Source organism: Oceanobacter sp. 1_MG-2023 (assembly GCF_030689025.1).
Classification (GTDB): Bacteria; Pseudomonadota; Gammaproteobacteria; order Pseudomonadales; family Oceanobacteraceae; genus Oceanobacter.
In genome coordinates this window covers 64,695-90,718 of the sequence record NZ_JAUYWA010000014.1, presented here as the reverse complement: position 1 = coordinate 90,718, position 26,024 = coordinate 64,695, and the positions used below count along the sequence as shown (strand labels likewise).

The 26,024-nt window shown below is 54.1% G+C and carries 23 protein-coding genes; 8 read left to right on the top strand and 15 right to left on the bottom strand.

Features of this window, described 5'->3' with window-relative positions:
- From Q8W22_RS10810 to Q8W22_RS10800, 3 genes are all read left to right on the top strand, one after another.
- The coding region (locus tag Q8W22_RS10810) for a hypothetical protein (protein ID WP_305452368.1) at positions 1-213 on the top strand (213 nt) is incomplete at its 5' end.
- A 386-nt stretch (positions 214-599) separates the two neighbouring features.
- Positions 600-887, top strand: coding sequence for a hypothetical protein (locus Q8W22_RS10805; RefSeq protein ID WP_305452367.1), 288 nt, complete (start codon positions 600-602; stop codon positions 885-887).
- Positions 888-1,000: 113 nt separating this feature from the next.
- Entirely contained in the window at positions 1,001-1,312 is a 312-nt protein-coding gene (locus tag Q8W22_RS10800) for a hypothetical protein (protein ID WP_305452366.1), read from the top strand.
- A 933-nt stretch (positions 1,313-2,245) separates the two neighbouring features.
- Here the strand turns inward: Q8W22_RS10800 and mtnC are convergent.
- The 10 genes from mtnC to pcnB all read right to left on the bottom strand — a co-directional run bounded on the left by mtnC (position 2,246) and on the right by pcnB (position 11,689).
- On the bottom strand, positions 2,246-2,947 hold the full coding sequence (gene mtnC, locus Q8W22_RS10795; protein WP_305452365.1) for an acireductone synthase: 702 nt from the start codon (positions 2,945-2,947) through the stop codon (positions 2,246-2,248).
- Positions 2,948-2,949: 2 nt separating this feature from the next.
- Positions 2,950-3,513, bottom strand: a complete 564-nt coding sequence (locus Q8W22_RS10790) for an acireductone dioxygenase (protein WP_305452370.1) — start codon at positions 3,511-3,513, stop codon at positions 2,950-2,952.
- 122 nt (positions 3,514-3,635) lie between these two features.
- Positions 3,636-4,268 (bottom strand): methylthioribulose 1-phosphate dehydratase, encoded by a 633-nt coding sequence (locus Q8W22_RS10785; protein ID WP_303434225.1) that lies wholly within the window; start codon positions 4,266-4,268, stop codon positions 3,636-3,638.
- A 23-nt stretch (positions 4,269-4,291) separates the two neighbouring features.
- Complete coding sequence (mtnA, locus tag Q8W22_RS10780) at positions 4,292-5,296, bottom strand: S-methyl-5-thioribose-1-phosphate isomerase (RefSeq protein ID WP_303434226.1); 1,005 nt, start codon at positions 5,294-5,296, stop codon at positions 4,292-4,294.
- 181 nt (positions 5,297-5,477) lie between these two features.
- Positions 5,478-7,136 (bottom strand): glucose-6-phosphate isomerase, encoded by a 1,659-nt coding sequence (pgi, locus tag Q8W22_RS10775; RefSeq protein ID WP_303434227.1) that lies wholly within the window; start codon positions 7,134-7,136, stop codon positions 5,478-5,480.
- A gap of 288 nt (positions 7,137-7,424) precedes the next feature.
- Positions 7,425-7,805: an aspartate 1-decarboxylase gene (gene panD / locus Q8W22_RS10770; protein WP_303434228.1), complete on the bottom strand. Its 381-nt coding sequence runs from the start codon at positions 7,803-7,805 to the stop codon at positions 7,425-7,427.
- 117 nt (positions 7,806-7,922) lie between these two features.
- The gene (panC, locus tag Q8W22_RS10765) at positions 7,923-8,810 is read right to left on the bottom strand and encodes a pantoate--beta-alanine ligase (protein ID WP_368501396.1); all 888 of its coding nucleotides are present in this window, start codon (positions 8,808-8,810) and stop codon (positions 7,923-7,925) included.
- Positions 8,810-9,616 (bottom strand): 3-methyl-2-oxobutanoate hydroxymethyltransferase, encoded by an 807-nt coding sequence (gene panB, locus Q8W22_RS10760; protein WP_303434229.1) that lies wholly within the window; start codon positions 9,614-9,616, stop codon positions 8,810-8,812. Before panB ends, panC begins: the two co-directional genes overlap by 1 nt.
- 208 nt (positions 9,617-9,824) lie before the next feature.
- Positions 9,825-10,346 (bottom strand): 2-amino-4-hydroxy-6-hydroxymethyldihydropteridine diphosphokinase, encoded by a 522-nt coding sequence (folK, locus tag Q8W22_RS10755; RefSeq protein ID WP_303434230.1) that lies wholly within the window; start codon positions 10,344-10,346, stop codon positions 9,825-9,827.
- Positions 10,343-11,689 (bottom strand): polynucleotide adenylyltransferase PcnB, encoded by a 1,347-nt coding sequence (pcnB, locus tag Q8W22_RS10750; protein ID WP_303434231.1) that lies wholly within the window; start codon positions 11,687-11,689, stop codon positions 10,343-10,345. Before pcnB ends, folK begins: the two co-directional genes overlap by 4 nt.
- On the opposite strand from pcnB, the gene Q8W22_RS10745 reads away from it, so the two are divergent.
- Positions 11,664-12,470 carry a hypothetical protein gene (locus tag Q8W22_RS10745; protein ID WP_305452364.1) on the top strand — a complete coding sequence of 269 codons (807 nt, stop codon included), beginning with the start codon at positions 11,664-11,666 and terminating at the stop codon, positions 12,468-12,470. The two genes, pcnB and Q8W22_RS10745, sit on opposite strands and share 26 nt — an antisense overlap.
- Positions 12,471-13,496: 1,026 nt before the next feature.
- On the opposite strand, the gene Q8W22_RS10740 is transcribed toward Q8W22_RS10745, so the two are convergent.
- From Q8W22_RS10740 to dksA, 4 genes are all read right to left on the bottom strand, one after another.
- Positions 13,497-14,945 carry a sigma-54 dependent transcriptional regulator gene (locus Q8W22_RS10740; protein WP_305415178.1) on the bottom strand — a complete coding sequence of 483 codons (1,449 nt, stop codon included), beginning with the start codon at positions 14,943-14,945 and terminating at the stop codon, positions 13,497-13,499.
- Positions 14,942-17,863: an ATP-binding protein gene (locus tag Q8W22_RS10735; protein WP_305452363.1), complete on the bottom strand. Its 2,922-nt coding sequence runs from the start codon at positions 17,861-17,863 to the stop codon at positions 14,942-14,944. The genes Q8W22_RS10740 and Q8W22_RS10735 overlap by 4 nt, the downstream gene beginning before the upstream one ends.
- 129 nt (positions 17,864-17,992) lie before the next feature.
- Positions 17,993-18,976, bottom strand: a complete 984-nt coding sequence (gluQRS, locus tag Q8W22_RS10730; protein ID WP_305452362.1) for a tRNA glutamyl-Q(34) synthetase GluQRS — start codon at positions 18,974-18,976, stop codon at positions 17,993-17,995.
- Positions 18,977-19,080: 104 nt separating this feature from the next.
- Positions 19,081-19,515 (bottom strand): RNA polymerase-binding protein DksA, encoded by a 435-nt coding sequence (gene dksA / locus Q8W22_RS10725; protein WP_303434236.1) that lies wholly within the window; start codon positions 19,513-19,515, stop codon positions 19,081-19,083.
- Between the two features lie 256 nt (positions 19,516-19,771).
- Between dksA and Q8W22_RS10720 the strand changes: the two genes are divergently transcribed.
- The 3 genes from Q8W22_RS10720 to Q8W22_RS10710 all read left to right on the top strand — a co-directional run bounded on the left by Q8W22_RS10720 (position 19,772) and on the right by Q8W22_RS10710 (position 22,458).
- Positions 19,772-20,974 (top strand): pyridoxal phosphate-dependent aminotransferase, encoded by a 1,203-nt coding sequence (locus Q8W22_RS10720; protein WP_370693686.1) that lies wholly within the window; start codon positions 19,772-19,774, stop codon positions 20,972-20,974.
- On the top strand, positions 20,971-21,768 hold the full coding sequence (locus Q8W22_RS10715) for a DNA/RNA nuclease SfsA (protein WP_303434237.1): 798 nt from the start codon (positions 20,971-20,973) through the stop codon (positions 21,766-21,768). The genes Q8W22_RS10720 and Q8W22_RS10715 overlap by 4 nt, the downstream gene beginning before the upstream one ends.
- Positions 21,769-22,020: 252 nt before the next feature.
- On the top strand, positions 22,021-22,458 hold the full coding sequence (locus tag Q8W22_RS10710; RefSeq protein WP_303434238.1) for a hypothetical protein: 438 nt from the start codon (positions 22,021-22,023) through the stop codon (positions 22,456-22,458).
- Between the two features lie 112 nt (positions 22,459-22,570).
- Here Q8W22_RS10710 and Q8W22_RS10705 read toward each other — a convergent pair whose 3' ends face one another.
- The gene (locus Q8W22_RS10705) at positions 22,571-22,909 is read right to left on the bottom strand and encodes a Rieske (2Fe-2S) protein (RefSeq protein ID WP_305452361.1); all 339 of its coding nucleotides are present in this window, start codon (positions 22,907-22,909) and stop codon (positions 22,571-22,573) included.
- A 599-nt stretch (positions 22,910-23,508) separates the two neighbouring features.
- On the opposite strand from Q8W22_RS10705, the gene Q8W22_RS10700 reads away from it, so the two are divergent.
- On the top strand, positions 23,509-26,010 hold the full coding sequence (locus tag Q8W22_RS10700) for a DNA polymerase II (RefSeq protein WP_305452360.1): 2,502 nt from the start codon (positions 23,509-23,511) through the stop codon (positions 26,008-26,010).
- Positions 26,011-26,024: the final 14 nt, after the last annotated feature.

The window sequence follows — 26,024 nt, the reverse complement described above, 5'->3', positions numbered from 1 at the left end:
TTCTGGTCATCAGACACCTCGTTTATGGTGGCGATATTACCACCTACGTTGGTGTCCAGAATCATTGAACCACTACAGGTTAATCAAGCAAGAGAGTCTGCAAATAAGCCTAAATTTAACACTCTCAAGGTTGTATTTAATGGACAACCCGATTCTTTTGAGGCAAAAGCCCTTTCATTGCCAAAAGAGTGTAAACCAATACCAGGCGCTTAAAACCCCTAACAAAGCATTGCAGCGGACAAGCCGCTGCAATGCGGCGTTATATGCTAAAAATAATTACGTCTTAGAGAAAAACCATTCTTTATATTTTTCGCTAGAAACGTTTGGGTTATACCACTAATAAATTTTTCTTCTTGCACCTTTTTTAAAGGTAGAAAAATTATTATTTCAGTTTAAGCTGTGGTGTTGTAGCTCAAAATTTTATAGTTGGGTGCAATAATAACGGGTGCGCTTAAGTTTGTGCTGTGCTTGGTTTAACCTGCGCTGCATATAACAAGTCATTGCAAAGGACAAATAACAGTTGGTTTTTGCTCCTTCGTCGCTTATTTTAACCAACTGATTATTTGCCTCTGAATGAGGCGTTATGTGGAGTATCTAGTGTGGCACTAAGTAAAAAAGAAATATTTGATGCTGATATTATATCTAATCATTATTCTGGTAAGTATTTCGAAGGTGAAGATCCACCTGATATTTATTTAGAATTTAACGGTGGTCGTGTAGGAATTGAGCTAACTGAGTTAAATGAAAACTTACAAGATAATAGAAAGTCAATTAATATGGCTTATCAGGGCTTATTATCCAATTTAAATATTCCCGACTTTAAGTTATATAAAGTCACAATTTATCATGCAAATTTAAAGCTTAATAAAAAAGAAGAAAAGAAATAATTGATTTCTTAAAAACGGCTTTAAATGACGATAAAAAATGTATCGATGGTATTTTTGTTAAGCTCATTATTGAAGAGCAAGAAAATAAAAAAGGAAGAATATTTCCTTTCTGTATGCCATTAGACAAGTGCACTCGAGACATAAATAAAGTTGTTAAAAACCTAGCGTATGCTTCTATAGATAGTGTTTTTAAAGAAATTTTAGATAAAGCAATCGATACCAAAAAAGGTAAGTGTAAAGCTATCGCAGGCGATGTTTGGTTAGCTCTGAATGATAATTATACCTCGTGTTTCAATTTGTCTAATATAGGAATTATTGATTTATATAATGAAGCTATGCTTGATATTGATTTCGGTATATTTAAAAAAATATTAATAATAAATGCGGATGGTAATTTAATTGAGTTCAATGCACAGGCCACATAACAAGGCAGTCAAATTGACATCTATTCCGTCGTTTGTTTTTAGTGGCGGTTGCTACGCTGCCACTAAAAACAACCAACTACATAGCTGCAATTTACTGCGGCGTTATGAATGGGGGCTATGAGTGACATTTGAGTGCAAAGAGACATGGTTGTTTATAAATAGCTTTGCCCCATGGCTATCGGCTGTTGGCACTGTCCTAATCTCGGGCGTCGCACTGTGGCTATCCGTTAGAGATCGAAAAGTTCAACTTAGAGCAACTCTCTCCTCGGTAGTAATTCCACAAGAGAATCCCCATGTGTTGAATTTTTTAGTTTACACGCTTTCATGCGTCAATGTAGGCCCACGCCAAGTCAGTGTGACGAATTACCACTGGAGGTACAGAAAATATCCCTTCTCAGGAAAGCTGAACTTCTGGACGTTTCCATACCTTGATCGTCGCGTCAGCCATATGTGCTCAAAGCTTCCAAAGCAGCTATCAGATGGGGAGCAAGTACTGATATTCCACCCTTCAGATTTCTTTGCGGAATTGGAAAAAAGGGAAGAGTTTCTGTTCGCTGACAACGCACTGACAGCGTTGTATCGGATAATGACTTTCAACCTTTATGTGGATACCAGCATTGGAAAGCCCGTAAAAGTAAAGGTGCGCTGGAAGTGGCGACTTAGTCTGTGGCGAGAATACAAAAATTTCATAACAAATGCAGGCAAGGGACGCTCCTGACGTCGCGCCCCTGCTGCAGGCGTGGAATTCACCAATGAGAGAGTTAGTCGAGTCAGATTTAAATGACTCACTTGACCACTACAGTCTGATAAACGGAAACGGGATGGATAATCCCGTTTTAAATGGAAAGCCTGGCTAGAAAACAACCAAACAAGTGTGATTTATAAGGCGGAAGAGCTTCTATCAGCGAATCAGATACGAATTTCAACGGCCTGCTAGAGCACGATATCGTCAAAGCTGCTGACTACCGGGTGAGGTGATTGGGTTGGCAACTCGCCATCACGTACCAGCCAGCAAGTTTGCATGCCAGCGGCAGCGGCAGCGTCCAGTTCAGCTTTGATATCCGACAGAAACAGCACCTCGCAGCTATCCCGCTGTAACTGCTGGGCAATCGCCCGGTACGATGCAACTTGTTGTTTGCCGCCGACCGTGGTGTCGAAGTGGCCACAAAACAGTGGCAATAAGTCGCCATCTTGGCTATAGCCAAAAAACAGCTGCTGCGCTTTTACCGACCCGGATGAATACACGTACAGAGGAATGCCTGCCTGATGCCATTGTTTCAGATTGGCGGTGGCATCCGGGTACATATGTGCGACGTAGTCACCGTTTTTGTAACCCGCTTCCCAGATCAGCCCCTGCAATACCTTGAGTGGAGTGGCCTTGCGGTCAGTGGCGATCCACTCCAGCAGGGTATTGATCAGCGCATCGGTATCCGCACTGCTGATACCACTGCCGGGGGCTTCCTCTTCGAGTAGCTGCGCCGTAGCATGCAGCTGCTGCTGTACCAGAGGATCGTGCTGGTTGGCCCGTACGTAACCGGCCAGATGGCTGGCCGCGTAAGGAAACAGCACCTCTTTGACAAAGGCGATGGAAGAGGTGGTGCCTTCGATATCCGTAAGAATGGCAGTTACCGTCATGGTCAGTTTTCCAGGCGATTAAAACGGTCGGCAATGGGGCTGCCGGTGTAATTGGCCACCCAGCCATCCGGGTTGTTAAACAGGCGAATAGCGATAAAACCGGGATTGTCACCCATATCAAACCAGTGTGGCGTATTGGCCGGTACACTGATCAGATCACCTTGCAGGCAGAGTACTTCGTACACCTTGTTATCGATATGCAGGCTGAACAGCCCTTCGCCAGCGACAAAAAAACGGACTTCATCTTCGCTGTGGCGGTGTTCCCGCAGAAATACCTGACGCAATTCGGCTTTTTTCGGGTTGTCAGTATTGAGGCTGACCACGTCGATGCTCTGATAGCCTTCTTCCTGTACCAGACGGTCGATGTCTCTGGCGTAAGCGGCAATGACGTCTTCCTCGCTAGCGCCGGGCGTTAACTCGGTATCGGTGCTCCAGTGTTCAAAGCGTACACCCACCTGTTGCAGGCGTTCGCGAATGTGGGCGTGGGTGTCGGTCGTAAATAACAGTTGTGCGGTTTCGTGGTCCGGGTAAATTCGCAAGATGCTGCCGGGCTCTTCTTGCACCATATCCAGCTCGGCGCGCATGTAGCCACTGCGTCGGGCGTGGGAGGGTTTACCATTATTCCAGGTACGGAGATCTTTACGAGTCAGGCTCTGACGAGTGATGTACCTTGGTTTTGGTGGACGTTTCATTGCTGCCTCAGTCGTTTGAGTTCCAGTTGATAGTCGAACAGGTGTTCCAGTGCTTCGAGGTGACGCATGCATTCGGCCAGATTCTGTCCCCAGGTATAAACCCCGTGACCACGAATCAGGTAGGCATGGCCTTGTTGGCTGGCTTGCATGCGCTGTTCAACCTGCTGCGCCAAACGGTGGATGTCCTGGTCGTTATCGAACACCGGAATCACCATTTGGCAGTGATGGCTGGTCTGGCCTGAAAAGGCTTTCAGCAGTTCCCAGCCGCTGAGTATCAGTTCACTGGTCGGGTGGATATGAGAGAGCACCACGGCGGCTTTGGAGTGAGTGTGTAACACGGCGCCAATGGCGGGGTCACGCTGATACAGTTGTGTGTGTAACAGGGTTTCGGCACTGGGCTTGCCTGCAGTCCAGGCCTGTCCTTGCCAGTCGACCGCCAGAATATCCGCCGGGGTCAATTCCCCCTTGTGCTTGCCCGAACTGGTCAGGGCGCAGCCGTGCTCATTCAGGCGTACAGAGTAGTTGGAGCTGGTGGCCGGAGACCAGTCGCGATCGTATAGCTGTTTGCCATAACGACAGAGGTCAGAGGCGGCCAAACGGAAAGCTTCCGGATCAAATACAAGTGCCATGATACTCCTCGGCGATATTCTTGTCAGTGAGTTGCCAGCAGAGCAGCCACTGATGCAACCGATGGTTGATGAATCACACCACGCTCGGTCACGATGGCGTCGATCAACCCGGCCGGAGTAACGTCAAACGACGGGTTGATGGCCTGGCAGTCGTCCGGTGCAATCTGGATACCTTGCAGACGGGTTACTTCGGTCATCGGCCGTTGTTCAATCGGGATATCAGCACCGGATGGCAAGCTCAGGTCAAAGGTGGTGGAGGGGGCGACGACCATGAATTTCATGCCATGATGGCGGGCCAGTACTGCCAGGCTATAGGTACCAATCTTGTTGGCGACATCACCGTTGGCGGTAATGCGGTCAGCACCGACAATAACCCAGGCGGTATCGCCCTGTCGGAACAGCTGGGCGGCGGCCCCATCACACACCAGCGAGACCGGAATACCATCCTGCATCAGTTCCCAGGCGGTAAGACGCGCCCCCTGTAACCAGGGACGGGTTTCTCCGGCGTAGACATGACGGATCTTGCCATCAGCCCAGGCACTGCGAATAACACCCAGTGCGGTGCCATGGCCTCCGGTTGCCAGTGCACCGGTATTACAGTGGGTGTACACCGTGGTCTGGTCGCCCAGTAATTCGCTACCCCATTGGCCCATGGTCAGATTGGCCTGGATATCTTCCTCGTGAATCCGTCGTGCTTCGGCCAGAAGTTGCTGGCCGTTGGCATTGGTCAGCGCGGCCATGCGCTCCAGTGCCCAGAACAGGTTCACCGCCGTTGGCCGGGATTCGGCCAGTACCTGATACGCAATATCCAGATCGCGACCTGCCAGTGCATCCAGTGCGAAGCCATAAGCGGCAGTAATGCCAATTGCTGGCGCACCACGAACCACCATTGAACGAATGGCATCGGCGGCATCGGCGGCGGAGTGGCATTCAACCAGCTGATGTTGGTGGGGAAGGATGCGCTGATCGAGCAAATGCAGCGTCTGTTGCCGCCATTCAATGGCGACGACCTGAGAGTGTAGAGACATAAGCGTGGGTTATTCCAATGGGAACGACAGACCCTCGATACCCTCGAGTATGGCCTGTCTTAGAAGATATAAACCCGCACAGTTTAGCGCTAACCGTGGCAACTGTCGCGACCGGGACCGTGGCAATCGCCGGAAAAATACCTTCCGGCTGCGTCATGTCAGGACATAACGCAGCCACTGATCAAAGTTTCGACTGCATGCAATGGAAGGCTTCAATCAGACCGCTGGTGGAGCTGTCAAAGGTATCCGGGATGGTATCGGATTCCAGGGCATCCAATACCTTGCTGCCGAGTTTTTTACCCAGTTCAACCCCCCACTGATCAAAGGAGTTCAACCCCCAGATCATGCCCTGGGCGGCCACCTTGTGCTCGTACAGGGCGATCAGGGCACCGACGCTTTGCGGCGTTGTTTTGGGGAAGTAGAGGGTATTGCTGGGGCGATTGCCGTTGATGGCTTTTTGCTTCGCCAGTGCCTTGGCCTCGGCATCTGTTTTGCCTTCGGTCATCAGTTCGGCGATAGCTTCCTGTTCTGTTTTGCCTTGCAGCAGCGCCTGGCTTTGGCTGAGGCAGTTGGATACCAGCATGGCATGGAAGTTATCGATGGGGTTGTGACTGCACATTGGCATGATGAAGTCGCAAGGAGAAAAATGCGTGCCCTGATGCAGCAACTGGTGGAAGGCGTGCTGGCCATTGGTACCAACGCCGCCCCAGATCACCGGGCCGGTATGGTAATCCACCGGTTGGCCGTCGAGGGTGACGGACTTGCCGTTACTTTCCATATCCAGCTGCTGTAAATGCGCGGGCAGGCTGCGCAAATAATGGTCGTAAGGCAGAATGGCGTGGGAATTGACACCAAAAAAATTGACGTACCAGATACCGAGCAAGGCCATGATAACGGGCATGTTCTGCGCCAGCGGCGCGGTACGGAAATGCTCATCCATATGGTGAGCGCCACGCAACATATCGCGGAAGTTGTCGATACCAATCGCCAGCGCCAGCGGCAGGCCAATGGCTGACCAGAGTGAATAACGGCCGCCGACCCAGTCCCACATCGGGAAGATGTTTTCTTCGGCGATACCAAATTCAATCGCTTTTTCAACGTTGGAAGAAACCGCCGCAAAATGCCGACACAAATACTTTTCACAGCCGCCATTGCTGAGAAACCACTGACGGCAAGCCAGAGCGTTTTTCAGGGTCTCCTGGGTGCCAAAGGATTTGGACTGGATAATAAACAGCGTCGTCGCCGGATTCAGATGTTTGAGAATCTCGGTGATATGGGTGCCGTCAATGTTGGCCAGGTAGTGCACATTCAGGCCGCTGTCGGAATACGGCTTGAGGGCATTGGACGCCAGTTTTGGCCCCAGAAATGACCCTCCGATGCCAATGGACACCACGTCGGTAAACGGCGCGTTATTGTAGCCGCGCCATTGGTTACGACGAATCTTCCAGCAGAATTCTTCCATTCGCCGTACCGTGTCGCGTACTTCCGGCATGATATCGGTGCCATCCACCATCACTGGCCGGTCACTGAAGTTACGCAAGGCGGTATGCAGGGCGGGGCGGTTTTCACTGCGGTTAATCGCTTCGCCTTCAAACATGGCGTTGATTTTGGCCGGTAACTGGCGTTCCTCCGCCAGTTGTAACAGGTGGCTCAGGGTCTCTTGGGTGACACGGTTTTTGGAGTAGTCGAGACTCAAACCGGCAGCGTTCAGATGAAAATCATCAAAGCGGTTCGGGTTGGCAGCGAACCAGTCAAGCATGTGCTGGTCTTTGATCTCGCCGTAATGGCGCTGCAGGGTTTTCCAGGTATCGGACTGGGTCAGGCTACTGGCCAGGGTCATAAAGCTTCCTTCAATGTCCATATGGTCTGTGAGGAGTATACGGAACTGCTTCATGGTCAGCAAAAAATCGCATAAGTACTTTGGTCGGCGTTATATCAACGGGAATAAGAGCCGGACAAAGAAGCAACAGAAGAGAAGCAACAGGGAAACAACAGAGAAGATGCCCATATCGAAGATAACGACACATAGGCGGTAGAGAGCAGCAGGGAAAAACACCGTGGCGGACAAATCGCCAGCAAAAGAATCGCCAGTAAAAGAATCGGCCACCACGGGAGGTGGCCGGGCAGGTCAGACGACCTGTACAGGAATATCGAAGCTGGTATGGCTGGCGGTGTTATCAGCGTTGATATACACCATTTTGGGTTTGTACGTTGCCAGTTCTGCTTCGTCAAAATTACCGAAGGTACAGATGATAATCCGATCACCAACGTCAGCCATGTGCGCGGCTGCCCCGTTCACTGAAATCATGCCAGAGCCGTCTTCCGCCCGAATGATATAGGTGGTGAAGCGTTTGCCGTTACTGATGTTGTAGATCTGGATCTGTTCGAATTCGCGCATACCGGCGAGATCCAACAGAGCGCCATCAATGGCGCAGGAACCTTCGTAATTAAGCACTGAGTGTGTCACACAGGCTTTGTGAAGTTTGGCTTTCAGCATAATGGATTGCATGGTAACCCCTTAAGAGTACTGCGGTTCGACGCACTTGGAACGACGCCGAAACCGGGGATTTCCCTCGCCAGATCGGCCAATAATTGCACGATTGATGCAAGGGGGCGGGAGTATGCCCTAATCAAAATCGGTATTCAATGACACCAGAATATTATCGATCAGCCGGGCTTTGCCAAGCGAGGCGGCAGCCAGGATCACGATTCTGGTGGCTTTGGCTAACTCGCTGGTGTCCAGTTCGGCCAGTGTATCGGCATCACGTACTTCGATGTAGTCCCTGATGAACCCTTGTTGCTGCAGGTCATGGTCGGCCTGCTGCAGTAATCCGGGCAAGGCTTCACCGGCTTGCAGGCCCTGGGCGATTCGGGTCAGCGTGCGATACAGCTGCGGTGCCGCCTGTCGTTCAGCATCGGTCAGATAGCCGTTACGGGAACTGAGTGCCAGCCCATCGCTGGCGCGAGCCGTTGGTACTGGCACCAGCGATACCGGAATATTGAGGTCTTCGACCATTTTCCGAATCACCGCAACCTGCTGGAAATCTTTCTCACCAAAAAACGCCAGATCCGGCTGTACCATATTGAACAGTTTGGATATGACGGTGGCGACGCCATCAAAGTGGCCCGGACGACTGCCACCACACAACCCGGCAGACACCCCGGGTACGTGGACATGGGTCTGGATGCTCTGGCCATGGGGATACATTTCGGCCACAGAAGGGGCAAACACCAGATGGCATCCGGCGTCGGCCAGTTGCTGGCTATCGGCTTCCAGCGTGCGCGGATAACGTTCCAGATCGCTGGGGTCGTTGAATTGCAGCGGGTTGACAAAAATACTGGCGACCACAAAGCAGTTTCTCTGCCGGGCGGCGTCGATCAGCGAGATATGACCCCGGTGCAGATTACCCATGGTCGGGACAAGGCCAATATCATGGCCTGCGGCTTTGGCTGCGCGCAGCTGTTGGCGCAGCTCGGAGACGGTGTGAACAGTCATCATGGTGGGTGTAGACATCAGGCAAACTCATGTTCCGGGGAGGGAAAGGTACGATTCTTGACTTCGTCGTTATAAGCCGCCAGCGCTTCGGGAACAGTACGTCCTGAGGTGGCAAAGTTCTTGACGAATTTCGGGACATGATTCGGGTTCAGCCCCAGCATGTCGTGCATGACCAGCACCTGGGAATCGGTTGCTGAGCCGGCACCGATTCCGATGACCGGCACGGTGACGGCCTGCGTAATACGCTTACCCAGGTCGGCCGGTACGCATTCCAGTAAAATCATGTCAGCCCCGGCTTCTGCCAGAGTGACCGCAGCATCCACCATGGTATCGGCATGCGACTGACCACGGCCTTGTACCCGGTAGCCACCTAACTTATTGACTGATTGCGGCGTCAGACCAAGGTGAGCACACACTGGCACTCCCTGTTGTGCCAGGCTGGCAATCAGTGGTGCAAGCCATTGATCACCTTCCAGCTTGACCATATGGGCACCGGCTTGCATCACGGCGCGGGCACTGGCCAGGCCTTGCTCCAGCGTGCCGTAGCTCATAAAGGGCAGATCCGTCATGATCAGCGCCGGTCGTTGTGCCCGACGGTTGCCATTGGCAACACAGCGAGTGTGATACACCATATCTGTCAAAGTGACAGGCAAGGTGCTGTCTTGCCCTTGCAGCACCATACCCAGCGAATCACCAACCAACAGGGCTTCAATGCCTGCATCAGCGGCCAGTTGCGCGAGGGTCGCGTCGTAGGCGGTCACCACAGCAAAGGTTTGCTGCTGGGCCTTGTATGCCTGTAATGAACGAAGTGTTACTGGATTCAATGTGCTACTCCCGTGTGGATAAGCCACTATCAGGTCGCCAATGGTGCGGATTGGTGATCATAAGTCAATATTGGCAGGTTAACTTTTGTTTATTGGAACAGGTCGTTCGATCCTGCTGCTCATTTTTTGACGTATCAGACGTCAAGCCATTATGCGTACGGATGACGCGACAACAGGATGGTATGAGGGTATTTCACCGTGGCCAGGGTCACGGGGGTGATAGCAGATCGGCGCGACTGGGGGTGGTCATGATAACCAGCTGATCTTGCTCCGTCAGTGTCTCCAGTATCGAGGACAAGGCTGTGCCATTGGGTAATCGACCGTCCGGGGCCAACTCGACCAGGGGCTGGATAACAAACAACCGGTTGCACATCTCAATATGGGGCACCGACAGGCGTGGCAGGTCGATACACTGGTCGGCGTACAGCAGGATATCAAGATCCAGCGTTCGCTCTCCCCAACGGCGCAAGCGCACACGGCCCTGCTGTTGTTCGATCGCCTGTAACTGGTCGAGCAGCGCCAGCGGTGCCAGGGTTGTGTCTATGCGAGCAACCGCATTGACATAATCCGGCTGATCCTGCGGCCCGACCGGCTTGCTGCGATAAAACGACGACCAGCCTGTCAGCTGGATGTCGCGACACTGCTCCAGGGCGCTTAATGCCTGACGCAACTGCTCGGCGGGCTGGTCGAGATTGGCCCCCAGCCCGAGGTAACAAGTAACCGGTGTCATGTGTTGCGGGGTTTGCGGCGGCGGCGTTTGCGCTGCGGCTCATCGCGATAGGCATGGCGAGACGTATCGGGTACCCCTTCGCGTTTTTGTAACTCGGTCCACCAGTCGCCAATACCGTGTAAATCTTCACCGGATTGCTCACGCAGCAGCAGGAAGTCGTAAGCGGCGCGGAAGCGAGGATGCGCCAGCAACTCTTTGGCTTTGCGGCTCTGGATTTTGGGCAGACGCAACTGCAGCTCCCAGATTTCGCGCATCGGAATAGAAAAACGCTTGGGAATGGCGGTGTGGCGAATCTGCTGCGATAAAACCCGGTCAGCGGCTTTTTGTAGCGCCGGATGAGGGGCCATACCGGATGCTTCAAATTCTTGCTGCATTCTTACCAGAGCAGGCCACAGCAGTGCCGCCAGGAAAAAATACGGCGTAACCGACTTGCCAGCCTGAATGCGGGTGTCGGTATTACGCATGGTGTTTTCAGCGATATTGCGAGCAACTTCATCTTCTTGCATACACTGTTCGGTTGCCGGAAACATATGCCGGAACAAACCATGATCACGCAGTAATTGCAGAGTGGTCAGTGCCTTGCCAGCCAGAAACAGTTTCAGTAATTCATCAAACAGGCGAGCGGCAGGAATTTGCTCCAGCAGCGGTGCCAGCATGGGAATCGGTGCCGCGGTATCAGCTTCCAGATCAAAATCGAGCTTACCCATAAAGCGGATGGCTCGCAGCATCCGTACCGGGTCTTCACGATAACGGGTTTCCGGATCACCAATCAGGCGCAACTGGCGGCTTTGCAGGTCGTCCCAGCCACCGGCATAGGAATACACACTGAAATCCGCAATATTGTAGTACAGCGCATTAATGGTGAAATCCCGCCGCAGCGCGTCTTCCTCGCGATTACCGAAGACATTGTCCCGCAGGATCATGCCCTGGTCGCCGGTAGAGGCTTCCTTGCTGGAATGTGCTTCGGTAGGAGGGGCGCGGAATGTCGCGACTTCGATAACTTCCCGGCCAAACACCACATGCACCAGCTTGAATCGGCGACCGATCAGGCGGGAATTACGGAACAGCTGGTTCACTTGTTCCGGCGTGGCGTCGGTGGAGACGTCAAAATCCTTGGGCGACAGACCCAGTAAGGTGTCCCGTACACCACCACCAACAAGCAAGGCTTCATGGCCGGCATTATGGAGCCGGTACAAGACCTTTAAAGCCGCGTCGCTGATCTGGCTGCGACTGATATTGTGCTCATCACGGCTGATAACACGCAGGTTGGCGGAAGGCGCGGCGTTGTCGGCAACGTCGTCGGGCTGGAGAATATTTTTGATAAATTTGGTTAGGCGCTTCACTGATGCTCAGTTTGGTTACTCGCAACGAAGCGAAAGAGTTTACCAGTGTCAGCCACAATTGATAAATCAATCCGTCAAACAGGCAATAAAAAAGCCGCACAATGGCGGCTTTTACTGGGAGGCCCTATTTTTATTATTGTGTCCCTCAATGCTCGGACTGGGTGTCCGCTCTTTTGAATATTCAGTATCGCCTGTTGTTATTTTTATCAGCGAGACCATTCATTCGAAACAGCCGACAGGGCGCATCTCTTGTTATTTTTGTTATCGAGACTTGCCACGGCAGATGGAAGTTATTGTTATTGTCATCTGCGAGAAGCGCTTCGCATTGTTGTTTTTATTGTCCGCTGCGCTTCGTGATATAGATAAAGCAGGTGCTGTGCCAACTTTTAAAATACCATTTAAATCAATAGCTTATGATTTTTTGGAAATTATTTCCCCAATATTTGGCCCGGATTGTTACCTGCTTTCGGGGTCTAAGGTAACAACCAGTGTGCGAGGTAACACTTTGAGCCAAAGAGGGTTTTTCGTGCCAGAAAAGAATCAGAATGCAACTTTTAATTTTGCTACCAGCCGATTTTTACGCCGCACAGTCAGCAGCCGTCACCAGCAGCCGTCACCAGTAACCGTCACCAGTAACCAGTCACCAGCAGCGCCCGGCCATACAGATCGATGGATTATCGGCACCAACCGGTATCGCAAGGGCACTACGGCGGACGATCACGGAAATCCTGACGGCCCCAATGCCTTGAATACACACGATCCCGGCTTGTACAGGAATTGAATGGAGTGGAATCAGGCATTAAGCGAATCGATGTGGTGGTGTCGCAGTGAGAAGGGATGAAATAACAAACCCCGCCACCTTTACAGGTGCGGGGTTCCGGGGGATAGCATGGTCTGTCCTATACTCAATCACCGTTTGTTATTTTTATTGTCGGTGATGGCTGGCTGAGTGCAGCTTGTTATTTTTATAGTCTGCCTCAGCTCTTGTTCTTGAGTTTAATATAGCGAGTACCGTGCCAAGAAATAAAACTTATTTAATATCAATGAGTTAGGTATTTCAGAGTGCATCATGTCCATGAATGACAGGCATTTGTTACCTTGATAGCGGGGAGTTGGGTAACACATTGGCCATGGCGTAACACTTGGGTAGCACTTCTTTGGGAGGAGAAGCGGACAAGGACAAATGGATACGAATGGAACCGGTATGAATATAGACAAAGGGACACGGACGGAGCCGGGGGCACGGATAGAGTGATACGGAGAGATGGATGTAAATAGAGCCTGGTATGGACGGAGCCGGTTATAAATACGGCGGCCCGGAAAAGAACAAACCCCGCCATCTTTACAGATGCGGGGTTCGCGAGAGAGTACGATTTTTTTTTGTTCTGACGCTCATTCGCCGATTGTTATTGTTATTGGCGGCGTAAGGTTGGAGATCACTGATTGTTTTTATTGGTGGTGATGCCAGCTCTTGTTGTTGCGCTGGTTAAAGCGATTTGTGTGCCAATAAACAGGTTTTTTCTTTATTTAATTTTTTACCCTTTTAAATCAGTAAGTTACGTTTTTTGATTATGGTGGGTGTCCATAATGATATTGGTATTTTTACGTAATGATGCGAGGTGTTACTCAGTGTGTTACCGCGAGTAGCGTTGCCGTCGGCTTGTTTGGGGTAGTGGGGTAACACTTTGGTGGTGGGCTGTTTGGGGTGTGCTGCTGCAATGGCAGCTAGCAGCACGAATGCCCGCCCTGAACGATTTCGTGGCGGCCAGGTGCTGCGGTTGCTTGAGGCGTGGTTGGTGGAGCGCGGTTATTTTTTCTTGCGCGGTATGCCCAGGCGCTGGCGTCGTTCCCACAGGCTTTTACGGGAGATGCCGAGTTTGCGGGCAAGGTCGGTCTCGGTCATTTTGGCTTCGTTTTCCAGCACAAAATGCACAAAGTAGTCGTCGAGAGACAAGTCACCCTGGTCGCTGTGTTCTGCCCGTTCGGCGGTCGCGGGGTTGTTGTTGTTTTCGATCAGGTTCTCGCGCATGGCGGAGCTGATGTAGCGATCGGGGGAGAGGTCGATGCCAAGCAGTTCTGCGCTGACGTACTGATCTTCCGCAAGAATAACGGAGCGCTCAACGGCGTTTTCCAGTTCACGAACGTTGCCAGGCCATTGGTACTGTTTGATGCTGGCGATGGCGCCGCTGTCGAATTGCATCGGTGGTTGGCCGAGTTTTTCGCAAGCCCGTGTGAGAATAAAGCTGGCCAGTTCGATCACGTCGTCACCGCGCTCACGTAACGGCGGCAAGATCAGTTCAACCACATTCAGGCGGTAGTACAGGTCTTCGCGGAATTCGCCACAGGCAGCCATTTCCTTGAGGTTACGGTGGGTGGCGGCAATCAGGCGTACATCGACCTTGATACTTTGTACGGCCCCCACGCGGCGGATTTCACTTTCCTGCAATACCCGCAGCAGTCGCGCCTGGGCTTCCAGTGGCAGCTCACCGATTTCGTCGAGAAACAGGGTGCCACCATTGGCGGCTTCAACCAGCCCCTGACGCTGGCTGGCAGCGCCGGTGAAAGCGCCTTTTTCATGGCCAAACAGTTCGGATTCCAGCAGGGTTTCGGGGATGGCGGCGCAGTTGACCGAAATCAGCTGGGCGGCGGCGCGGTGGCTCTGGTTGTGCAGGGCCTTGGCAACCAGCTCTTTGCCGGTGCCGGATTCACCATTGATCATCACGGTTGCGTTGGTGGGGGCAACCTTGCTGATTTTACGAAACAGTTTTTGCATGGCATCGCAGCTGCCAATAATGCCGTTGTTGCGGGAGATATCGGTGGCGTCGTTGTGTCCGGCCTTGTTGCTGTCGCTGGTTTGAGCGGGCGCCGGCTGGCTGGCAGTCACGGCGGAGGTGTCTGTCAGCGATTGACGGGCCTTGTCGAGGATCGATTTGACGGCTTCGACCAGTTCGCCATGGTCAAAAGGTTTGGCTATGTACTCAACCGCTCCCATTTTCATGGCATCGACCGCAGAGCGGAGGCTGGCAAAGCTGGTCATGATCAGAACCGGGGTGGTGCCGGCCAGTTCTATCAGATCGGTGCCCTGGCCACCGGGCAGGCGCAAATCGGTGATCACCAGATCAAAGGTGCTCAGATCGTGCTCACGGGCGGCATCGATACTATCGAGGTCGGTGACTTCGTAGTGGTGACGCTGCAGTAGTCTGCGTACCGATTGGCGAATAATGGCTTCGTCTTCGACGACCAGAATGCGACTCATAGATTTGTTTCCATCCTGTTTTCCGGCAGGTAACGCGGGAGGCTGACTTTAACACAAGTACCGGCATTCCCGCTGACTGGGCTGACGATCTGTACCTGACCATAATGTTCTTCAATAATACTGTACACCAATGCCAGACCAAGACCGGTGCCTTTCCCCACTTCCTTGGTGGTAAAAAAAGGCTCGAATACCTGTTCCATTGTATCGGCCGGAATGCCGTGTCCCTGGTCGATAACGCGAACAGTCACCTGATGCATGTCTGCCAGTGTATCGGCAATGACTTGTTGCCCAGGTTGACTGGCATCACGGGCGTTGCTTAGCAGATTAATAAACACCTGTACCAGGCGCTGGGAATCACCAATGACCATCAGTTCGGGGTCGCTTTGGTTAACGAACTCGATATCCGGGCTGCGCTTGTTCAGCCGCAGCAGTTGCATGGCGTCTTCCAGGCAGTGATGCAGGTTGACCTCTTCGTTTTCGGTGGCGTGATTACCGGCATGGGCGAAATTCATCATGGATTGCAATATGCGGCTGACACGTTGGGTCTGCTCCCGGATTTGCTGGGCAATCTGGTGTATCTCGGGGTTGTCGGTTTCGTATTCCATGCTTTGGGCGAGGCAGTCGATACCTGTGATCGGGTTGCCAATTTCATGGGCGACACCCGCCGCCAGACGGCCGATCGAGGCCAGCCGTTCACTGTGAATCAATTCCCGCTCCAGCAGCTGGGTTTCGGTCTGGTCTTCCAGCAGCAGCACGATACCGCCGGGCTGGCGGTTGGCCGACTGGATAATGGATTTGTGCAATGTGTACCAGTGGGGCTGCAAGCCAATATCGACCCGTTTTTTGTGTTCATGGAGGGTGGTTGTGGTAATAAAGCGGCCTAATAAATCACCCCATGGCTCGGGTAATTGCGCCAGCAAGGTGCCGGTTACCCGCTCCGCTGCCAGGCCGGTCAGCTCAACCATGGCCTGGTTCCAGAGCAGGATTTCGCCATCTTCTGCCAGCGAGCAGGCACCGATAGGCAATCGCTCCAGGGTTTGGCGATGATAGCGGCGCAGGTGGTCCAGCTCTCCGGCAATACCGGAGAGGCGGTCATTAAAACCTTCGAGCCGCTGCTCAATAATATAAATGTCGCTACTGAGTTCGGTACCTTCCTGCAGTGGCAAATAGCGGCGGATAATATCCTGTGCCACGGTGGGGCCAAGCAGGCTCGACAGGTTGGCTTCGAGCCGTACCCGCAAACGGCGCAACTCGTGCGGCCGGTCTTCGTAGCTGGGCAGGCCGAGGTCGGTCAGTGCCTGATGCACTTCACGTTCTGCCATATAGCGGCCCAGTGGCCGACTGAGCGTCAGAATGGCGTCGTTGGAGTTTTCGGCTTCCAACAGTTGCATGCTGGGGCGCTGGGCGGCAATCACACAGGCATCGGCGGCACTGAGCTCGGCATCCTCTGGTTTGCGTGTCAGGCTGATGCCGACAAACAGCATGGCGTTACCAAGCACACTGAGCAGCGCTGTGCGGTGCCAGTTGCTTTCGTCGGGAATCATAAACCAGTGCTCCCACTCGGAGCCGGTCAGTAACAGCGGCAAGAGCAGTCCCAGCAACCAGATACCGAGGCCGACACTCAGGCCAACCACAAAGCCGGTGCGGCTGGCTCCGCGCCAGTACAGCAGGCCGACGATACCGGGCAAGAATTGCATTGCGGCCCCACAGGCCAAAATACCGAGGCGGTTGATGTCGAGGGTATCGCCCATCAGCTGATAAAAAAGATACGACAGCGCAATCAGCCCGAGAATCAACAACCGCCGTGACCATAGCAGCCAGCGGTAAAAATCGTGTTTCGGGCTGGGCTGATAGTGCGGAAACAGCAAGTGGTTCAGCAACATCGAGGTGGTGGCCAGCGTCATCTGGATACTGACACCGGTGGCGGCGGCGACACCACCCAGAAAGACCAGCAGCGTAATGGTCGGCGAGCCGGTTTCCAGCCCCAACCCCAGGGCAAAGTACTCGGTAGGCACCGTTAGCTTGTGGTTCATGCCACCCCAGAGCAAGGGCGGTATCGACAGGCTCAGCGCCAATAAAATCAGTGGAAAGGCCCAGCTGGCCAGTCGCAAGGCCCGGTTGCTGACGTTTTCGGTAAAGGTAATGTGAAAGGTATGGGGCATTGCAATCGCAATCGCCAGACACATCAAAAACAGCGTTAGCCAGGGGCCACTGGGTGGCCCCGAAGGGCGGCTGGCAAGGTATTGATGAATCGACTGCAGCCATTGGTCGCCACCGACAGAGGCCGGAATAATATCGAACAGCAGCACCAGGGTCGTCACGGCAATGGCAATCAGTTTGAACAGGGACTCCAGCGCCAGAGAAAATACCAGCCCTTCGTGGTTCTCACGGGGGGTCATCTGGCGCGCGCCAAACAGGACCGCCAGCGTCAGCAGAATGGCGGAGAAGCCGAGCGCCAGATAATTCACCGGCCAGCCCGGGCTGAGAATGTCGAGGGTATCGGCCACGGCCTTGATTTGCAGGCTGAGTAACGGCACCACCACACACAGCATACAAATACTGACCAGCACACCCGCAGACGGGCTGCGATAGCGGAAGGCCAGCAGATCGGCGAGGGAATTAAGCTGATAGCGGCGGGTAATACGCAGGATCGGCCGCAGCAACAGTGGCGTCAGCAAAAAAGCACCGGCGAGGCCACCAAAATAAGACAGGTAGCCGTAGCCGTACAGCTGCGCCAGCGCGACACTGCCGTAGTAGCCCCAGGCGCTGGCAAATACCCCCAGCGACAATAGATACACCAGCGGTTGTTGTACCCAGCGGCGCGGTATCCAGCTGCGCTCGACAGCGTAGGCGCTGAGATACAGCAGAGCCAGATAGCCAAGTAATATCAGGCAGAGCAGACTGAGGCTGAACGTCATCAGGCAGGTTCCTGGTCTGGAGCGGGTGACCGTCACGAGCAACAGCGGCGAGGCCACTGCGTTATCGGGCTAAAACCGCGACGCTAAAAAAGGACGACAGGGTAACATAAAGCCTTTCCGCGCTGATATTTATGCCGGATCACTACTGCCAGGGCGTTGAAACGCCGCCGGAGCAGGCAGCTGGTGGCGGCCATGCAAACGTTCGGGTTGCCAGTGTTGGATCGCCCACTGCAACAGAGTGTGATTCCCTGCACCTTGCAGAGAGGCGGGTGGTTGCTGGCCCAGCCAGTCCAGCGCCAGCCAGAGCGTCTGGCCGCTGTGGTCGGGCTGTAGGGGTAGTGCCAGGTTCTGTTTGCTGAGCTTTTGGCCGTTGCGTTCGGTGGCGACCGGAATATGGGCGTAGCCGGGCGCATCCCAACCGAACGCCTGATAGATCAACAGCTGGCGCTGGGTCGAGTCAATCAGATCAATGCCCCGAACGATCTGGTTGATACCCTGGTCGTGATCATCCAGCACCACTGCCAATTGGTACGACCAGAGCTGGTCGCGGCGACGAATTACAAAATCCCCGATGTCTCGGCTGGGTGACAGGCAATAGCGGCCTTGCAGGCGATCGTCAAAACACACCGGCGCGGCCTGGGGATCAACCCGGAAACGCCAGGCGTAATCCTGCCCTGCTTCCCTGTTGGGGGGATGGGCGCAGCCTGCCAGATGCAAACGCCCTTGCAACTGCTTGCGGGAACAGCCGCAAGGAAACGCCAGACCAAGATCGGCCAGCTGATGCAGACCGTCTAAATAAGCCGCATGACGCTGACTCTGGTAACAGACGCTGCCATCCCAGGTCAGGCCATAGGCTTCCAGCGTGCGGAGAATATGCTGGCTGGCGGCGGGATCTTCCCGCGGCGGGTCAAGGTCTTCAATACGCACATGCCACTGGCCACCGGCGTGGCGCGCATCCAGATAGCTGGCCAGTGCCGCCAGCAACGATCCAAAATGTAAGGGGCCAGTAGGCGACGGCGCAAAACGGCCGATATAAACCGCTTTATGAGCTGTTGTGCGTGGGGTTGCCAGTTGCGCAGAAGAGGCGTGTTGGGAGGTGGCGGAATCAGTCACTGGACTGGTTGCCGGATGGTGTGCGGAAACAGCAGCAGAGCAGGGCATAAGCACTTGGCATCAGGAAACGTGCGGGCAAGTACTGCCCGCCGCGTACAACCGGGTCAGACGCCCAGTTGTTTTTCTTTGATTTCTGCGAGGGTTTTGCAATCGATACACAGGTCGGCGGTTGGACGTGCTTCCAGACGACGAATACCAATTTCTACACCGCAGGCTTCACAGTAGCCGTAATCACCTTTGCTGATCAGCTCAATGGTTTTATCGATCTTTTTGATGAGTTTACGCTCACGGTCACGGGTCCGCAGTTCGAGGCTGAATTCCTCTTCCTGGCTGGCGCGATCATTGGGATCGGCATAATTGTTCAGCTCCGTTTGCATGTGCTCTTTGGTGCGATCGACTTCTTCCATCAGCTCTTGTTTCCATTTACGCAGAATATTTGCGAAATGCTCAAGCTGAGCGTCGTTCATATACTCTTCAGTCGCGGACGCCTGGTAAGGAGTAAAGTCTGTCAGAGCGAATTCTTTTTTATCTTGCGGCATGGTGTTGCTGCCTCACCTGGTTAACGGGTTCAATCAACCGAACACTTGGCGCTCATGGCAGTAAGGACCAGTGGCCTGATCCGGCATGTCCATGGACGCCAAAATAATAAGGCCGGGAAACTATCAGATAACGGCGCGAGCGCCAACTATTTCATGGGGCCGAAGCCGCCAGCAGGCAAATAGACGCGTTAGTGCTCGACAATTTGTCGAATTGCTGGCTTCTGTCACACTATTGAGTTCGATGCAGGAGACTTTTGTGGAACACACCGCCCAACCTTCCCAGACACCAACCGAGCCCGCCATGACCCGGCGCAGCCAGGCAATATCCCCGTTTCAGGTGATGGCGATCCTGACCGAAGCGCAAACCTTGCAGGCCGCCGGTCACGACATAATTCACCTCGAAGTCGGGGAACCGGACTTTCCAACGCCGGCGCCCATGATCGATGCCGCCTTTAGCGCGTTACGGGCGGGCAAAACCGGCTACACCCCGGCGCTGGGCCTTCCAGCACTGCGCGAAAAGCTTGCCGAGTGGTATCAACAGCGCTTTGGTATCCGTGTTGCGGCGTCCCGCATTGTGCTGACTCCCGGCGCTTCCGGTGCCTTGTTATTACTGGCTGCCGCCCGACTGGAAAGCGGCGACAAGCTGATGCTGGCTGACCCCGGCTATCCGTGTAATCGCCACTTTGCCCGGCTGTTTGAAGCCAGTGGCCAGCTGATTGCTGCAGGGCCTGAGCAACGTTATCAGCTGACCCCGGCGATGCTGGAACAGCACTGGACACCGGCCACCAGGGCCGCACTGGTGGCCAGCCCGGCGAATCCGACGGGTACCGTCCTGAATCTGACGGAATTGTCTCGATTGGCCAGTACAACTGAACGGCTGGGCGGCGAGTTATGGGTTGATGAAATTTATCAGGGGCTGAATTACGGCAGCAGCCCGGAAACCGTGTTAGCGGTTGCCGATAACGCCGTGGTGATTAACAGCTTTTCCAAATATTTTGGCATGACCGGCTGGCGGCTGGGTTGGGCCGTTGTGCCGGAGCACTGGGTGCCGACACTGGAAACCCTGGCGCAGAATGTCTTTCTGGCACCGCCAACCCCGGCCCAACACGCTGCCATGGCCGCCTTTGAACCAGAAACGCTGGCGCTATTGGCTGAGCGGCGGAACATTCTGGCTGAACGCCGAGACTATCTGCTCACCGCCTTGCCAGCGCTGGGTTTTGTGGTGCCGGTAGCACCGGATGGTGGATTATACGTGTACGCCGATGCCAGCCGTTTTACCGACGACAGTCTGGCGTTTTGTTTGCGCGCCTTGCGCGAAACCGGTGTTGCCCTGACACCCGGGGTGGATTTTGGTGAATATCAGGCCCAGACCCATATCCGGTTTGCCTTTACCGCCGATCTGGCGCGACTGAAGCAAGCGGTCGAACGGCTGTCAGACTGGTTGGTGCCACGCGGATGAAGTACAGCTCCGCACTGATTCCCGGCCGTTTGATCAAACGCTACAAACGCTTTCTGGCGGATATCGAGCTGGCCAACGGCGATATAATCACCGCCCACTGCGCCAATACCGGTGCCATGACCGGCTGTGCCGATCCCGGTTGCCGGGTCTGGTTATGGGACAGCGCCAACCCCAGGCGCAAACTGCGCTACAGCTGGGAATGGACTGAAGTGGCAGGGTTGTATAAAGCCTGCATCAATACCGCCAGAGCCAATCAGCTGGTGGCTGAATTTCTGCAGGCCCAATTGACGGCGGAGCCAGGCACGGCTCCGGCCAGCTCACCAGACAGCCTGACGATATCTGAGCGCTTCCAGGGCTACACCCGGGTACAACGAGAACCCAAAGTGACGGATGGACGGCTGGATTTTTTGCTGCAGGGGGAAGGGCTGCCGGATTTGTATATCGAAGTCAAAAGCCTGACGCTGCTGCGTGAAGATCGGGGCCACGGCATGGGCTGTTTCCCGGATGCCCGCACCGAGCGTGGCTTGAAGCACTTGCGCCGCCTGCAGCAGCTACAACAACAAGGCCATCGCAGCCTGTTGTTATTCTGTGTGGCGCTGGAGGGAATAACCCGGGTTGCCGCAGCGGCGGATATCGACCCGGACTACGCCACGGCATTGGCCGAGGTGATCCACAGTGGCGTTGAAGTGCTGGCCTTGCCAGTGCAGTTTGATGTTGAGCAATCCAGCTTACAGCTGTTAGCCAATCAGGAAATAGCGGTTGTGTCTGCTGCTGTGGCTCCGGGGACGGAATAAGCCGCTTCCAGCCAGATTGGGGGCGCCGCAGTAGCCGGGCGGCGGTAAAAAACAGCGCCATAAACGACAGCCAATCACTGTATTTTGCGCGACACCAGCCTGGTGCCGTTTATGTAAAGAACAGCAAGAAGACATTTGCCCCGTTAATTATTGCTCTTTTCCGACTATGCTGTTGCTCGCGATCCGCGGGCCAGTCGCAACGAGCGTATTGGCGCATCCATGGATACATATTAACGACCCCGGAGTACTTGTATGAATGTAACCACCCGATTGATTTCTGTTGCCAGCCTGGCTGTCGTATTGGCGGCACCTGTTTATGCCGATGACGAGCCGTCCTGGTGGGACAGCCTGGTGAGCAAAGGCAAGGCGATGTTTGATAGTGGCGAAGAAGACGTTGCCAGTCAGGTCGATGACAGCAGCGAAGCCGTCGCAGACAGCTCCGACGAAGGCGAAAGCATGGCGGCAGAAGGAATGGAAGCAGGCAAGGAGATGGCCCAGGACAGCTACGAATCCAGCAAGGAAACCCTCAAGGAAGGTTATGAAGCTGGCAAGGAAACAATCACAGAAGTGGTTAAAGAAAGTTATGACAACGGCAAGGATGTTGCCAAAGAAAGTTATGACGAAGGTAAAGAAGTAGCCGAAGAAAGTTATGAATCCGGCAAAAGCGCACTCAAAAATGCGTTTAACTAAAAGCCGCTGACGGAGTTGTTGTCTGCTCCGCAAGATGGCTGGCGCTGCCAACCGGCAGCGTCAGCGGTTGTTCAGATGATGGTTAAAACGAGGTATCAGGCTGGCGGTATCTTTATCCATCCAGTTGTACCAACAGCTGGCCGTCCCGGATTGTCGATGCAACATCCGTTAGATACTGGCCGCTACAGGGGCCAGCGATACACCGGCCATCCTCAACCTGAAACAAGGCCCCGTGGGTGCTGCACTGGATAAAATGGCCATCGATATCCAGAAATTGATCTGGAACCCATTCCAGCCGAATCCCCAGATGTGGGCACTGATTGCGGAAAACAAACCACTGCCCGCCCCGCCGCACGACCAGTAACGCCGTATCATCCAGCTCAAAACCTCGACTGCAACCCTCGGCAATAGCGTCTGTGGCACATACGCTGCGCCATGTATTTATCGTCATTATTACCCCGGGTTAACATGGTGTGACGCAAGGGAACGGCAGCTGCCGCTGGACAATAGCCCCGCCTACCGCTCACGCAGAGCCACGAATGGTAATACCCAAGGGCCGGCATGACCAGTTATGCGCAAGTGCGGAATAGCGAGAGTGACCGGGATAACAGGGAACAAGCACAAGTGCCAGCAGCAGGAATCAGAAGCAATAAACGGAAGCAATAAACAGCAGGCAAAAAAACGCCCCTCAAATAGAGGGGCAAAGCAACCGTGATTAGCTTGATGAGAGAGATCACCGCACAACCTGAGCTGTGATGTGAACACCGTTGCTATCTCTAGCGCCGATAAGTAAACAATAGTCATTCTCATTATCGGTGTCAATAATAATTCTCATTTATTTTGGGCGAATGCCGGGAGTGGCGCATTATGACCTTCCCTATGATCTTCTCTAATGACCTTCTCTTGGAGGTATGAACGCTTGCCGCGGCTGATAGCCCTTACTCTCGTTGGGCATTGGCTGTGAACCGGGTGCGGCCGGTTACTGATCGGTTGTAGTCAGCCAAAACCAGGTTGATTAAACTGGACACCCACTTGCACCGATGATCCTTCATGAGCCGTTCGCTTGATGCCTTTCTACTGACTTCCAGCTGGTCGGATAGCGCCCCAGCCCAGGATTCTGAGCTGGTATTCTGGTGGCACACCCCGAATGGCCCGTTACGCCAGCAACTACGTCAGCCAGCGGTGTGTTTTATCGAACGTCGCCATCAGGCAGACGCTGAACACATGGCCCACACCCTAGGTTGGCCTGTGCGTTGTCGAGCGGTTGAACTCACCACCTTTACACAGCAAGCGGTCACGGCGTGTTATATGCCCGTCAGCTACTGCTATCGCTGGCGCAACTTGCTACAGAACCAGGGCATTCCCTGTCGCGAAGTGGATGTGCGTATTACCGACCGCTACTTGATGGAGCGTTTTATTTACGGTGCCGCGGTGATCCATTACGAAGAGGGCGGGCTGACATCTGCGTTACCCGCGGTTGCCGACACAGACACCGACACCGCTGGCCCTGCCTATCAATGGCTGAGCGGTGGCCATTTAACCCCGGGCAGCTACCGCCCGACTTTGCGCTGGCTGTCGCTGGATATCGAGACCAATATTCCACGGCAGGGAGAAGCGCTGAAACTCTATTCGGTGGGGCTGGTGACACCGACGCACCGGTGTGTGCTGCTGGTGGAGCAACATGGTGCCGCACCAGCAGCGGCAACAGATCCATCTGAGCTGGTCCGGCTAGCGGACGAAGCATCGGTATTACACGCCCTCAACAACCGGATAGCTGCCAGCGACCCGGATGTGATACTGGGCTGGAACCTGATCCAGTTCGATCTGGATGTGCTGCAGCAAAAATACCACGAACATACTATCCCCATGAGTTGGGGCCGGGACGGCAGCATCCTGCGGGTTCGGCAACAACGGAATACCCCCGACCGGATTATCGTGAATATGGACGGGCGGCTGGCACTGGATGGGATCGAACTGCTCCGGGCAGCCAGCTACCAGTTTGAAAGTTTCTCGCTGAATGCGGTGTCTGAACAGCTGTTAGGTGACTCCAAGCTGCTGACCGGCAGCCAGCGCGGTGACGATATTCAGCAGCTTTACCAAACCGACCTGGCCGCCTTCAGCGCCTATAACCTGCAGGATTGTGATCTGGTCTGGCGTATCTTCGAAAAGGTCAAACTGCTGGATTTTGCGATCGAACGCAGCCTGATGACCGGGCTGGCACTGGATCGGATGGGCGGTTCGGTGGCGGCCTTCGAGAACCTCTACCTGCCGCGCCTGCACCGCGCCGGTTATATCGCCCCCAATATTGGCGAAGGTTATCAGGCCGAAAAAAGCCCCGGTGGTTATGTGATGGATTCAACCCCGGGCCTGTTCGAGCACGTACTGGTGCTGGATTTCAAAAGCCTGTACCCGTCGATTATCCGTACCTTCAAGATCGACCCGATGGGCTTGATCGAAGGGCTGGCCACCGATGCCACACAGGCGTTACCCAATGACCATTGGGTGCCGGGCTTTTTTGGTGGGCGTTTTCATCAACAACAGCATATTTTGCCCGAACTGATCCGAGGGTTGGGCGAACACAGGGAACACGCCAAGCAAGAAGGCAACAAGCCGCTGTCTCAGGCGATCAAAATCATTATGGCGTCTTGTTACGGTGTTTTGGGGTCGGAAGGCTGCCGGTTTCACGATACCCGGCTGTCGGCTTCGATTACCAAACGCAGCCATGAAATTATCCAGGCCAGCTCCGACTGGATTGCGGCACAAGGCTACGAAGTGATTTATGGCGATACCGACTCGGTATTTGTCTGCTTGCGTACGGCGGTCTCCGATGCCGCCGCCGACCGGATTGGCCAGCAGCTGGCCAGTGACCTGAATCGCTGGTGGGCAGATAACCTGCAACAACGGTTTGGCATCCAGAGTTATCTGGAAATGGAATACGAAACCCATTATCAGCGCTTTTTTATGCCCTCGATCCGCGGGGCAGACACGGGCAGCAAAAAACGTTATGCCGGGCTGATCCACGATGCCGATGGCCTGCCACACATGGTTTTCAAGGGGCTGGAAGCGGTGCGCTCCGACTGGACACCGCTGGCGCGGCAGTTCCAGCAACAGCTGTACCGGAAAATCTTTCTGCAGCAGCCGTATTCACATTGGGTGCGGCAACAGCTGGATGACCTGCTGGCGGGGCACTCAGACCATCTGCTGAGTTACCGTAAACGTTTGCGACAACCGTTGGCCATGTACCAGCGGCAGATACCGCCCCATGCCCGGGCAGCAATGAAACTGGATCAGTGGCGACAACAGAACGGCCTGATGCCGAGATACCAGCAAGGGCGTGGCTGGATACGTTACCGCATCACCGCCAAAGGCCCGGAGCCGCTGGATGACATATCAGAGAACGACCAGCACGACGGCATAAGCTACCCAACTGCCGCACCGGATTATCAGCACTATATCGACAAGCAACTACGGCCCATTGCCGCTGCGATTTTTCAGTTTACTGGCGATGACGTGGATGACCTGCTGGGGATGCAAGGGTCCTTGTTTTTGTGACAGGCAACGGGCAA

Coding starts and splice junctions, on each gene's coding strand:
- dksA (WP_303434236.1), bottom strand. CDS start 19,515: ATGCCGCAAGATAAAAAAGAATTCGCTCTGACAGACTTTACTCCTTAC.
- panD (WP_303434228.1), bottom strand. CDS start 7,805: ATGCAATCCATTATGCTGAAAGCCAAACTTCACAAAGCCTGTGTGACA.
- Q8W22_RS10740 (WP_305415178.1), bottom strand. CDS start 14,945: ATGAGTCGCATTCTGGTCGTCGAAGACGAAGCCATTATTCGCCAATCG.
- Q8W22_RS10790 (WP_305452370.1), bottom strand. CDS start 3,513: ATGGTGCAAGAAGAGCCCGGCAGCATCTTGCGAATTTACCCGGACCAC.
- Q8W22_RS10715 (WP_303434237.1), top strand. CDS start 20,971: ATGAAGTACAGCTCCGCACTGATTCCCGGCCGTTTGATCAAACGCTAC.
- mtnA (WP_303434226.1), bottom strand. CDS start 5,296: ATGTCTCTACACTCTCAGGTCGTCGCCATTGAATGGCGGCAACAGACG.
- Q8W22_RS10710 (WP_303434238.1), top strand. CDS start 22,021: ATGAATGTAACCACCCGATTGATTTCTGTTGCCAGCCTGGCTGTCGTA.
- Q8W22_RS10735 (WP_305452363.1), bottom strand. CDS start 17,863: ATGACGTTCAGCCTCAGTCTGCTCTGCCTGATATTACTTGGCTATCTG.
- Q8W22_RS10800 (WP_305452366.1), top strand. CDS start 1,001: ATGCCATTAGACAAGTGCACTCGAGACATAAATAAAGTTGTTAAAAAC.
- Q8W22_RS10785 (WP_303434225.1), bottom strand. CDS start 4,268: ATGGCACTTGTATTTGATCCGGAAGCTTTCCGTTTGGCCGCCTCTGAC.
- pgi (WP_303434227.1), bottom strand. CDS start 7,136: ATGACCCTGGCCAGTAGCCTGACCCAGTCCGATACCTGGAAAACCCTG.
- Q8W22_RS10700 (WP_305452360.1), top strand. CDS start 23,509: ATGAGCCGTTCGCTTGATGCCTTTCTACTGACTTCCAGCTGGTCGGAT.
- panC (WP_368501396.1), bottom strand. CDS start 8,810: ATGTCTACACCCACCATGATGACTGTTCACACCGTCTCCGAGCTGCGC.
- folK (WP_303434230.1), bottom strand. CDS start 10,346: ATGACACCGGTTACTTGTTACCTCGGGCTGGGGGCCAATCTCGACCAG.
- Q8W22_RS10705 (WP_305452361.1), bottom strand. CDS start 22,909: ATGACGATAAATACATGGCGCAGCGTATGTGCCACAGACGCTATTGCC.
- mtnC (WP_305452365.1), bottom strand. CDS start 2,947: ATGACGGTAACTGCCATTCTTACGGATATCGAAGGCACCACCTCTTCC.